At 64.1% G+C, this 11742-nt stretch carries 10 protein-coding genes; 8 read left to right on the plus strand and 2 right to left on the minus strand.

Going from position 1 to position 11742, the window contains the following annotated elements:
• The first annotated feature begins 13 nt into the window (after positions 1–13).
• Positions 14–307: a DUF4148 domain-containing protein gene (locus ACK41V_RS22180; RefSeq protein WP_409783403.1), complete on the plus strand. Its 294-nt coding sequence runs from the start codon at positions 14–16 to the stop codon at positions 305–307.
• A gap of 213 nt (positions 308–520) precedes the next feature.
• Here the strand turns inward: ACK41V_RS22180 and zwf are convergent, their stop codons facing one another.
• Positions 521–1975, minus strand: a complete 1455-nt coding sequence (zwf, locus tag ACK41V_RS22185) for a glucose-6-phosphate dehydrogenase (RefSeq protein ID WP_409785640.1) — start codon at positions 1973–1975, stop codon at positions 521–523.
• Between the two features lie 194 nt (positions 1976–2169).
• Here zwf and pgi point away from each other — a divergent pair, with 194 nt between their 5' ends.
• The 3 genes from pgi to ACK41V_RS22200 all read left to right on the plus strand — a co-directional run bounded on the left by pgi (position 2170) and on the right by ACK41V_RS22200 (position 5677).
• Entirely contained in the window at positions 2170–3732 is a 1563-nt protein-coding gene (gene pgi / locus ACK41V_RS22190; RefSeq protein WP_409785642.1) for a glucose-6-phosphate isomerase, read from the plus strand.
• A gap of 175 nt (positions 3733–3907) precedes the next feature.
• Complete coding sequence (locus tag ACK41V_RS22195) at positions 3908–5131, plus strand: AGE family epimerase/isomerase (protein WP_409785643.1); 1224 nt, start codon at positions 3908–3910, stop codon at positions 5129–5131.
• A 60-nt stretch (positions 5132–5191) separates the two neighbouring features.
• Positions 5192–5677 (plus strand): hypothetical protein, encoded by a 486-nt coding sequence (locus tag ACK41V_RS22200; RefSeq protein WP_409785644.1) that lies wholly within the window; start codon positions 5192–5194, stop codon positions 5675–5677.
• Between the two features lie 39 nt (positions 5678–5716).
• On the opposite strand, the gene ACK41V_RS22205 is transcribed toward ACK41V_RS22200, so the two are convergent.
• The gene (locus ACK41V_RS22205; protein ID WP_409785646.1) at positions 5717–6622 is read right to left on the minus strand and encodes an SMP-30/gluconolactonase/LRE family protein; all 906 of its coding nucleotides are present in this window, start codon (positions 6620–6622) and stop codon (positions 5717–5719) included.
• Between the two features lie 95 nt (positions 6623–6717).
• On the opposite strand from ACK41V_RS22205, the gene edd reads away from it, so the two are divergent.
• From edd to ACK41V_RS22225, 4 genes are all read left to right on the plus strand, one after another.
• A complete protein-coding gene (gene edd / locus ACK41V_RS22210; RefSeq protein ID WP_409785647.1) occupies positions 6718–8487 on the plus strand; it encodes a phosphogluconate dehydratase in 1770 nt (589 codons plus the stop codon).
• Positions 8488–8662: 175 nt separating this feature from the next.
• Entirely contained in the window at positions 8663–9295 is a 633-nt protein-coding gene (eda, locus tag ACK41V_RS22215) for a bifunctional 4-hydroxy-2-oxoglutarate aldolase/2-dehydro-3-deoxy-phosphogluconate aldolase (protein ID WP_409785649.1), read from the plus strand.
• Between the two features lie 225 nt (positions 9296–9520).
• Complete coding sequence (locus ACK41V_RS22220; protein ID WP_409785651.1) at positions 9521–9820, plus strand: DUF805 domain-containing protein; 300 nt, start codon at positions 9521–9523, stop codon at positions 9818–9820.
• Between the two features lie 367 nt (positions 9821–10187).
• Positions 10188–11742 (plus strand): TonB-dependent siderophore receptor (locus ACK41V_RS22225; protein ID WP_409785653.1); only part of this gene is annotated, 1555 nt, incomplete at its 3' end.

Here is an 11742-nt window from a genome sequence, read left to right on the forward strand (position 1 = left end):
CAGGAGTTTCACCATGAACAAGACTGCACGTTTCCTCTCCCTCGCCGCTGTGGCTGCTTTCACCGCCTTTGGCGCCCACGCTGACGAAGCCGATGGCTCGCAATTCGCACTGAAGTTCGAGACCAACCGCACCCGTGCTGAAGTGGCTGCAGAAGCCGCTACCGTGGCACAGACCCGCTCCATCGAGCCAGCAGGTTCGCGCGTGGTGACGTATTCGTCTACGGCTGACCGCGCTGCGGTGCGTGCACAGGCTGCTGAAGCGCTGCGCACTGGCCAGATCCCTCACGGCGAATTCAGCGCGATGTAATTAACGCAGTTGCGGGCCTTCCCATGGTGGTGGTCTCTCGCGTTGGCGAGGGGCTGCTGCCATGGGGAGTGTTTCCAGGGCTGCTGCTGCAAGGCGAGGTGCACACAAATACACCAAGCAAAAAACAAAAGGGCTCCCGTTTGGGAGCCCTTTTTGTTTTGTGTTTGCGATGGCGCTGCCAGCGAACAAGGACCTTGGAGGTCCTTGAAGGGGTCACATCTCTTCGCTCCAGCAATACCCATCCCGCGCAATCATCGCGCTGGCGGCACTCGGCCCCCAGCTGCCCGCCGCGTAAGGGCGCGGGCCCAGTGCGTCGTTGCGCCAGTGCTGCAGGATGGGCTCCACCCAGCGCCAGGCTTCCTCCTGTTCGTCACTGCGAACGAACAGGTTCAGACGGCCCGCAATCACGTCCAGCAGCAGGCGTTCGTAGGCGCCCACGCGCTCGGTGCCAAAGCGCTGGTCAAAGTCCAGGTTCAGGTGCACCTGCGACAGGGCGGGCTCGGCCTGGTGTTGGGCGGCGCCCTGCGCCAGCAGGTGCAGCTCCAGCCCGTCCTTGGGCTGCAGGTTGATCACCAGGCGGTTGGCGGCACCCGCAGGCGTCTTGAAAATGGGGTGCGGAACGGGACGGAAGTTGACGACGATGTGCGCGTCGCGCCCTGCCAGGCGTTTGCCGGTGCGGATGTAGAACGGCACACCGGCCCAGCGCCAGTTGCTGATCTCGGTGCGCAGCGCAACAAAGGTCTCGGTGGTGCTACCGGCGGCCACGCCTTTTTCCTGCGCGTAGCCCGGCACCATTTGGCCCTGGTGTTTGCCCGCTGCGTATTGCCCGCGAATTACATGCTGACCGATGGTTTCCATGCTCCAGGGCTTGAGCGACTGCAGCACTTTCAGCTTCTCGTCGCGGATGGCGTTGGCGCTGGAGTTGATGGGCGGCTCCATGCCAATCGCGCACAAGAGCTGCAGCGCGTGGTTTTGCACCATGTCGCGCAGCGCGCCGGTCTGGTCGTAGAACGCGCCGCGCGTTTCCACGCCCAGTTCTTCGGCAATGGTGATCTGGATGTTGGCAATGGTTTCGCGCCGCCACAGGGGTTCGAACAGCGCATTGCCAAAGCGCATGGCAAACAGGTTCTGCACCGAGGGTTTGCCCAGGTAGTGGTCGATGCGAAAGACCTGTTCTTCCTTCAAGACGCGACGCAGGGTGTCGTTGATTGCCTGATTGGATTTGAGGTCGTGGCCCAGCGGCTTTTCCAGCACCACGCGGGTGGTGGGGCCGTTCAGGCCCACGGCGGCGATCTGCTCGCACACATTGGTGAACAGGCTGGGCGCGGTGGCCACATACATCACCACCGACTCGGCATTGCGCTCGCGCAGCATGGCGGCCAGGCTGGCGTAGTCCTCGATTTTGGACAGGTCCATGCGCAGGTAGTGCAGCAGCGCGCCAAAGCGCTCGAACTCGTCCGGGGTGGGGCGCTTGGCCAGTTCCACGCTGTCAAAACGCGACTGGATCAGGCTGCGGTATTGTTCATGGCTCAGCTCGTCGCGCGCCACGGCAATGATGCGGCCCCCGTCGGGCAGCGTTCCGTGCCGGAACGCCTGAAACAATGCGGGCATGAGCTTGCGCCAGGCCAGATCACCTGTTCCACCAAACAGGACAAGGTCAAAACTCATGGGGTCTCCGTATCAGGGTGTTGTGGGTCGCATGTGCGCCGGAAATTGTAATCTCGTTACATGAAAATGGGTAGTGTGCACGTAGGTCTATAGCTCGCGAACGTTTTTGCACATGTCGAGCGCAAGAAAGTATTCGTCAGTTTTAGTAATCAAGTTACCATTTCGGCCGCGTTGCCACTTCTCAGACTGAACCCATGTCCCTTCGCTGCGACCAAACCCCCGAGTGGCCCCTGCTGCACGCCCATTTTTCGTCTGACGCAAGCCAGCAGGACCTGCGGCAGTCCTTTGCGCAGGACACGCAGCGGTTCGACCATTTCAGCCAGTCGGCCCCGCATGTGTTTGCCGACCTCTCCAAAAACCTGTGGAACCGCGACACCGAGGCGTTGCTGCTCGACATGGCCCGCCACGCGGGCGTGGAACAGCACCGCGACGCCATGCTGGGCGGCCAGCCCATCAACACCACCGAGGGCCGTGCGGTGCTGCACACCCTGCTGCGCCGCCCCGCAGGCCTGGCGCTGCCGGGCGACCAGATCACGATAGCGGCCGACCTAGAGCAGGTGCACACCACGCTGGATGCCATGCTCGTCTATGCCGACGCGGTACGCGCCGACGATGCCATCACCGATGTGGTGAACATCGGCATTGGCGGCTCGGATCTAGGCCCGCACATGGCCGTGCTGGCGCTGGAAGCGTTTCGCGCGCCGGGCAAGCGCTTCCACTTCGTGTCCAACGTTGACGGGCACGAACTGCACACCACGCTGCGCACCCTGCGTCCTGAAAGCACGCTGTTTCTCATCGCCTCCAAAACCTTCACCACCGCAGAAACCATGACCAACGCGCGCTCCGCGCTGGCCTGGTTTGCCGCGCAAGGCGGGCAGGTTTTGGGGCGCCCGTGTGCGGGGCCCCCCACCAAGGTCTATGCCGCCAGGGCGGTGGGATTCACCCCCCCCTTTGGTTTGTGGTCGGGGTGGGGCGGGCGCTACTCGCTGTGGTCGGCCATTGGTCTGCCGTTGGCTATCTCCATTGGCTCCGCAGGCTTTCGCGATCTGCTGGAGGGTGCGCACGCCATGGACGAACACTTCCGGACCGCACCGTTGGCGCAGAACCTGCCGGTGCGGCTGGGCGTACTCGACATCTGGTACCGCAACTTCCATGGGTTCACCAGCCGCTGCATCGCGCCCTACCATGCGGCGCTGCGCCGCCTGCCGGCCTATCTGCAGCAGTTGGAGATGGAGAGCAATGGCAAGCGCGTGGGGCTGGATGGCCAGCCGCTGCCTTATGCCACGTCGCCCGTGCTGTGGGGCGAGCCGGGCACCAACGGCCAGCATGCGTTCTTCCAGATGCTGCACCAGGGCACCGACGTGCTGCCGCTGGAACTGGTCGCCGTGCGCCAGCCCACCCATCCGCTGCCGGGCCACCACAACAAGCTCTTGGCCAACGCGCTTGCGCAGGCCCAGGCGCTAATGGTGGGCAAGGCCAGCGATGAAGACGGCCACCGTCACTTTCCGGGCAACCGCCCGAGCACTTTTTTGCTGCTGGATGCGCTCACCCCCGCATCGCTGGGCGCGCTGATTGCTCTGCAAGAGCACCGCGTGTTCGTGAGTGGCAGCCTGTGGGGCATCAACAGCTTTGACCAGTGGGGTGTGGAGCTGGGCAAAGTGCTGGCCAAGGACATCGAGGCGCGGCTTGAGAGTGGCGATGCAGCGGGGCTCGATGCTTCGACCGCCGGGCTGCTGGCGCGCGTGCGCGGCGGCTGATTCCGCTTCGCATTCATCCGCCGGTTCTTCCCGGACCGTTCAGGCTGAGCTTGTCGAAGCCCCGCACCGCATCCGACCAGCGAGGGACGCGCAAGCCAGCGACTGCATAAGAAGAATCACCTGCCCGGCCGCACGTACAGCGGAACCGGGCAAAAAAATATACGAGGAGACACCCATGACCGCACCCCAGCCGGATTTCCGTTCCGCCGCCTTCCTGCGCGCGCACATCCGCCAGACCATGGCGTTCTACGACCCCGTGGCCACCGATGCGAGCGGCGGCATGTACCACTTCTTTCTGGACGACGGCACGGTGTACGACACGCACACCCGCCACCTGGTCAGCGCCACACGTTTTGTGGTCACGCACGCCATGCTCTACCGCACCACGGGCGAGGCGCGCTACCAGGCCGGCATGGTGCACGCGCTGCAGTTTCTGCGCACCGCATTCCTCGACCCCGCCACCGGCGGCTACGCCTGGCTCATCGACTGGCAGGGCGGCCGCGCCACCGTGCTGGACGCCACGCGGCATTGCTACGGCATGGCGTTTGTGATGCTGGCCTACGCACGGGCGCTGGAAGCCAGTGTGCCCGAGGCGCGCGGCTGGCTGGCCGAAGCCTTCGATACCGCCGAGCAGCACTTCTGGCAGCCCGCGCAGGGCTTGTACGCCGACGAGGCATCGCCCGACTGGGTGCTGACGGAATACCGAGGCCAGAACGCCAACATGCACGCCTGCGAGGCCATGATCTCTGCCTTTCGCGCCAGTGGCGAGGAGCGCTACCTGCAGCGGGCAGAGCAGTTGGCGCAGAACATCTGCCAGCGCCAGGCCGCCCTGTCAGACACCGCATTGGCGCCTGCGGCAGAGGGCTGGGTGTGGGAGCACTACCACGCCGACTGGTCGGTGGACTGGGACTACAACCGCCACGACCGCACCAACATCTTTCGCCCCTGGGGCTACCAGATCGGCCACCAGACCGAATGGGCCAAGCTGCTGCTGCAACTGGACACCCTGGCCCCCGCCGACTGGCACCTGCCGTGCGCTCGGTTTCTGTTCGAAGCGGCGCTCGAGAAGGGCTGGGATGCCGTGCACGGCGGCATCGTCTACGGCATGGCGCCCGACGGCAGCATCTGCGACGACGGTAAATACCACTGGGTGCAGGCCGAAAGCATGGCCGCTGCTGCTGTGCTGGCTTTGCGCACGGGCGACGATCAGTATTGGCAGTGGTACGACCGCATCTGGGCCTACTGCTGGGAGCACTTCGTCGACCACGAACACGGCGCGTGGTTTCGCATCCTGGACAGCGCCAACCGCAACCAAACGCGCGAGAAGAGCAACGCGGGGAAGGTGGACTATCACAACATGGGGGCGTGTTATGACGTGCTGGGGGTGCTGGGGGTGTGAACGAGAATGTCGGCTCCCGGCCACAAACTGATATCTGCCGTCAAATCCCATGCTCGTTCAATGACCCAAAAAATCAAAGCAACCGGCCATCGAGCTGGGTACTCGGTAGTCCAATGGTCGGATGATTGGGATCCCTCGTTGACGGATCTGATGGAATGTATGCCTAACTTTGTTGTCGGGCGCCGGGTTGCTATCGCTTCGTGCGACAGTGGGAAATATCGCCCGAGCGCCACCGAATTTGCAAACGGTTGGGAGGTGATCGATGGGTTTGCGGTCAGCCCGCCGATTGCGTCTGCCTCAGAACTGCCGATGCCCGGGTTCGACGAGTGGTACGTGTATGACGAGCGCCCGAACGCATATATATATAGAGCGTTCGTTAACCAGTTTGGATTTTCTCCGCTTGCAGTCGAAGACCCGAGGGCGAAAGAGTTTTGGGCGCAGGTCGATGCAACCCGCCCGCTACACGTACTGGGAGCGGGCACTCCTGTCATGTTTGTTGTGACGCGGGATGCGAATCTGTTTGCTCAAGTGAGCGAAATTTGGTGACCTGACCGCCTGCTGTAGCCTAAAAGGCGACATGCATCTTCAGCAATTGAAGAAATTCACCGCCAGCCCAGCAACTGCCACCTCAATGCTGAACAGCGACCCCGCCGGAATCGCCGCCTCTTGTTCGTCCACCGGCCTCCCAGCCCGCGCCGACGTGATGTACAGCGTCCGCAAATCCTCTGCCCCAAAACACACCATGGTCGGACACTGCACCGGTACCTCAATGCGCTGCAATACATCCCCTTCCGGCGAGAGCTGCAGCACACACGCCCCCTCGTACATCGCCACCCAGTAGTTGCCCTCCAAATCCACCGCTGCGCCATCGGGACGGCCACCGTACGACTGGCCGTCCACCTTGCGATCAAACCGCGCCCAGGGCTGACGGTTGGCGATGGCACCTGTCTGCACATCAAAGTCAAACCGGTCAATGCGGTGTTCCGGCGTGTTGGACCAGTACATGAAACGGTTATCAGGGCTGAACGCCAGGCCGTTGGCGGTGAAGTTGTCGCCCGCCATGTGGCGAACCGTGTAGCCATCTTCAGTGGCGGCCAGGCACCACAGCGCGGCGTCAGGGGCTGTACGCGGCGTGATCACAGACCCCGCCCAGAACCGGCCTGCCGTGTCGCAGCGGCCATCGTTCAGGCGCAGCGTTTGCGTGTTGTGCTGGTCTGCGGGCAACAGCGCCAGGCAGGTCAGCGTGCCTGTTGCGGTGTTCAGCAAATAGAAGCCATCCCGTAACCCAATTACCAATTGTCCGCCCGATGCTGGCGCACAACATCCGGGCTCGCTGGGCATTTTCCAGTGGCGGTGTTGCCCTGTGGCAGGCGTCCACGCGTGGACGGAAAACCCCTGAATGTCACACCAGTAGAGACAATTTTCCTCGGGGTGCCAGAAGGGCGATTCGCCCAGTTCGGACGGCGGCAAGGGCAGGGTTTGCAGGGTCATGGGTTGAAGTGAAATGGTTATCGAGTTACATTCTAGGGTACTCAAACAGTGGCCCCGTATCCAATCCGAGGGCCCACCCACCGATGGAGCATCCCATGCATTCAGTCGTAGCGCGCGTGACGGCCCGCATCATCCAGCGCAGCACGGACACTCGCTCTGCCTACCTCGCCGGCATCGACGACATGCTGGCCCGCAAACCCACCCAGGAGCGCATGGGCTGCGCCAACCTGGCCCATGCCTATGCGGCGCTGCCTGGCGCCGACAAGTTCAAGATCACGGTCGAAAAGGCGCCCAACATTGGCGTGGTCACGGCGTACAACGACATGTTGTCGGCCCACCAGCCGTACCAAAGTTACCCCGCCATCCTGCGCGACGAAGCTGCCCAGCATGGCGCCACGCTGCAGGTGGCAGGCGGTGTGCCTGCGATGTGCGACGGCGTCACGCAGGGCACGCCCGGCATGGAGCTGTCGTTGTTCTCCCGCGATGCCATTGCCATGGCCACTGCGGTAGCGCTGTCCCACGATGTGTTCGATGGTGCGCTGCTGCTGGGCGTGTGCGACAAGATCGTGCCGGGCCTTTTGATCGGTGCGCTGCACTATGGGCATCTGCCCTGCGTGTTCGTACCCGCCGGGCCCATGGGCACGGGACTGTCGAACAAGGAAAAATCCAAGGTGCGCGAGCAGTACGCGCAGGGCCTGGTGGGCCGCGACGAACTGCTCAAGGCCGAGTCCGCCGCGTACCACAGCCCCGGCACCTGCACCTTTTACGGCACGGCCAACAGCAACCAGATGCTGCTCGAAGCGATGGGTTTGCACGTGCCCGGCGCGGCCTTTGCGCCACCGGGCACGGACGAGCGCGAAGCCTTCACGCGCCAGGCCGTGCGCACGGTGCTCGACATTGGCAAGCGCGGTGCGCGCTTCACGCCCATCGGGCGCGTGGTGGACGAGCGCTGCATCGTCAACGCCATGGTGGCCTTGCTGGCTACGGGCGGCTCCACCAACCATTTGATCCACTGGGTGGCCATTGCGCGCAGCGCAGGCATCCTCATCGACTGGTCGGACTTTGACGAGCTGTCATCCGCTGTACCGCTGCTGGCCCGCGTGTACCCCAATGGCGATGCCGACGTGAACCAGTTCCAGGCCGCAGGCGGCCCGGCGTGGATCCTGCGCGAGCTGTTGTCTGGCGGCTTCATGCACCCCGATGTGATGAGCGTGAATGCGGGCGGCATCGCCGCAGGCGGGCAGGGCGCTCCCACCGTGTCGGGCGACGAGACCGTGCTGCGGCCCGTCACCCAGCCGTTCTCGCCCACCGGCGGGCTGCGCCTGCTGCAAGGGCGCCTGGGCCGCGCGGTGATCAAGGTGTCGGCCGTGCCCGAAGACCGCCACATCATCGAAGCGCCTGCGCGCGTGTTCGATTCGCAAGAGGCATTGCTCGCGGCCTTCAGCGCCGGCGAGGTGCAGCAGGACATGGTGGCCGTGGTGCGTTTTCAGGGCCCACAGGCCAACGGCATGCCCGAGCTGCACAAACTCACGCCGCCGCTGGCCGTGCTGCAGAACCAGGGCTTCAAGGTGGCGCTGGTGACCGACGGGCGCATGAGCGGTGCATCGGGCAAGGTGCCCGCCGCCATCCACGTCACGCCCGAGGCACTGTCCGGTGGCCCGCTGGCCAAGGTGCTGGACGGCGACATCGTGCGGGTCGATGCGGTCGCTGGCACGCTCGATGTGCTGGTCGATGAAGCCACCTGGGCCGCACGCCCCGTGGCGCCGTACACAGCCCCTCCCGCCACCGGCTTTGGCCGCGAACTGTTTACCAACTTTCGCCGCCACGCAGGCGGTGCCGAACAAGGAGCCTGCACATGGTTGTAGCAGGACGCACCCCCTGAGTCGCTGCGCGCCTTCCCCCTCTCTCGCTGCGCGGGAGGGGGACGCACCCCCGGTGGCCTGGCAAAGCCAGCTCCACGGGCGCACTGGCATCGCGTCGCGCCAGTTTTGTAGGCCGCTTGCGGCATCCGACACCGAAAACACCAAGGAGCACCAAATCATGAATCCTCTCGACATCGCCAGCCATGGCCCCGTTATCCCCGTCATCGTGATCGACCGCGTGGAAGACGCGCTGCCCCTGGCCGAGGCCCTGCTGGCCGGTGGCGTGAAGGTGCTGGAGGTGACGCTCCGCACCGCTGCCGGTCTGCCCGCCATCGAAGCCATTGCGCGCGCCCTGCCTGAAGCGGTGGTGGGCGTGGGCACGGTGCTCAACGCCGACGACGCCCGCCGCGCCAGCGAGGCCGGTGCGCGTTTTGCGGTGAGCCCCGGTTACACGTCAGCGGTGGGCAGCGCTTGCAAGGGGCTGAACCTGCCACTGCTGCCGGGTGTGGCGACGTCCAGCGAAATCATGGCGGCGTTGGCCGATGGGTTCACGTTCCTCAAACTGTTTCCAGCCGAGGCGGTGGGCGGCATCCCGTTGCTCAAGTCCTGGGCCAGCCCGTTTGGCCAGATCAGCTTTTGCCCAACAGGTGGCATCACCAACGCCACAGCACCCAACTACCTGGCGCTGCCCAATGTGCGCTGCGTGGGCGGCTCGTGGCTGACGCCGTCGGACGCGGTGCGGTCTGGCGACTGGGCGCGCATTACCCAGCTAGCGCGCGAGACGCAGGCGCTGCGCCCAGCGGGCCGATAATCGAAAATTCTAATGAAATTGGCCTCTAGCGCTTGTCCGTAAAGCGCTGGTAGCTATTCAATTCATAGTGTTTGTGCAGCGTCGGATCCGCAGTGGCGGGCCCGAGGGTTTGCACTGTGAACATTGAACTCGCACCGTTGTGGGCGCAGCCCTATCATGGCGCGGGGGCTAACTTCTACCCCCCGATAACGACACACAACACTTGTTCACGAGAGGGACTTCACTATGGATTTTGTTTCCGCTGTCAAAAGCTGCCTGACGCAGTACGCCGGTTTTTCAGGCCGCGCGGTGCGCTCCGAGTTCTGGTGGTTTTTCCTGTTCCAGGTCATCGTCCTGGTGATCGCCGGTTTCCTGGGGGATGTGGTCTATGGCATCGCCGCCATCGCCTTGATGCTGCCAGCCTTTGCAGTGGGCGCGCGTCGGCTTCACGACATCGGCCGCACCGGCTGGTGGCAACTGCTGGTGCTGACCGGCATCGGCGTGTTGGTGTTGATCTACTGGTGGGTGCAGCCCAGCGAAGGCTGACGTCCTGAAGGACGCAGCGGGCTTCTGAGCCCGCCCGCGCCAAGCCCGCAGGCCTCACGGTCCGCGGGCTTTCTTGTGGGCGGACGGTGGTGGAAAGCTGGGGCGGTGTCAAAGCTGCGCTGGCCGCACTGCGTCGATAAATAGTGAGGAAAACGGGCTGTAGCGCTTTCTGTATAAGCACTAGTCGCTATAAAAATAGAAGTAAATACCGTTTCAAGACAGCCGACGGCTTGTTGCTGGTGTACGACATCCGGCGCCTGAAGCTCCCGACCGGGCGCATGATTTTCTAGAATAGTAATCATTCTTATTTCTATTCTTGAAAATCATGAAGCAGCAGCATCGACAGCATCGACACACCGCAGTCTGCATGGGCATTGCCTTGGCCTGTGGTGGCGCCCCCGCGTGGGTGGCAGCGCAAAACACGGGTGCCACCTTGTCCGAGGTGCGGGTGGACGCCAACGCCGAGAAGGAGTCGGCCACCACGCCGGTGGTCGGCTACCGTGCCCGCAACGCGGCCACGGCCACCAAAACCGACACGCCGCTGGCTGAAACACCCCAGTCCGTTACCGTCATCACCCGCGACCAACTGGTGGACCAGGGCGCCACCACGTTCCAGGGTGCGCTGCTGTACGCGGCCGGTGTGCGCAGCGACGCCTATGGGCTGGACAGCCGTGCCGACAGCGTGCGCGTGCGTGGCAGCACCCCGGACACCTACCTGGACGGGCTGCGCCAGAACTACAACTACTACACCAGCACCAGTCCCGCTGAGCCCTATTTGCTGGAGCGCATCGAAGTGCTGCGTGGGCCATCGGGCATGTTGTTTGGCGCTGGCACAGTGGCTGGTGTGGTCAACATGGTGAGCAAACGGCCGCTGCAGGAAGCGCAGCGCGAAGTAGGCGTGCAGCTGGGCAGCTGGGGCCGCAAGCAGCTGCAGGCTGACCTGACCGGGCCGCTGTCCGCCAACGGCGAATGGTCGTACCGGCTGGTGGCCGTGGCACGCGACGCGGACACGCAGGTGGACCATGTTCCTGATGACCGCCGCCTGATCGCTCCGTCGCTCACCTGGCGCCCCAGTGCAGCCACATCGCTGACGCTGCAGGCCCACTGGCAGCAGGACCGCGCGGGCACCACGGCGCAGTTCCTCCCCTGGTCGGGCACGCTGCTGCCCAACCCCAATGGCAAGCTGCCCATCAACCGCTTTATCGGCGAGCCGGGTGACTACTACGACAGCGACCGGGAATCCATCGGCTACCTGTTCGAACACCGTTTCAACGATGCGTGGACGGTGCGCCAGAACCTGCGGTGGGCGCGCAATGAAAACCGGGGTGGTTACCACTACGCCGACTTTTTCAGCAGCCCCGGTGGCTTTGGCGCAGACCCGGTCAACCAGCGCTTGATCGGCCGCCTGTACGGCAAGAACATCACGCGCACCCGCATGGCGGCGGTGGACACCCACCTGCAGGGCAACCTCAGCACCGGCGCCATCAGCCACCAGTTGCTGCTGGGCATGGACTGGAACCGGCAGACCGAGAACAAGAACGAGGCGGATGATTCGTTCAACACGCCCATCGACGCCTACGCGCCGGTGTACGGAAACCGCTTCAATCCGACGCTGAATGTGAAGCCCGAGAACGTGCAGCGCCAGAACGGGTTGTACGTGCAGGACCAGATGAAGTGGGGCAACTGGATCTTCATCGCCGGGCTGCGCCATGACCGCGCGGTGAACAGCCTGGCAGGCCAGAGCGATGACCGCACCAGCGACACCACCAAGCGGCTGGGCGTGATGTACCAGCTGGCGGGCGGCTGGACGCCTTACCTCAGCTACGCAGAATCATTCAGCCCAGTGGCTGGCACCAATGCCGGTGGTCAGCGCTTCAAGCCGCTGGAGGGCGAGCAGATCGAGCTGGGCGTGAAGTACGCAC

The organism is Acidovorax sp. (assembly GCF_046291265.1).
Classification (GTDB): Bacteria; Pseudomonadota; Gammaproteobacteria; order Burkholderiales; family Burkholderiaceae_C; genus Acidovorax.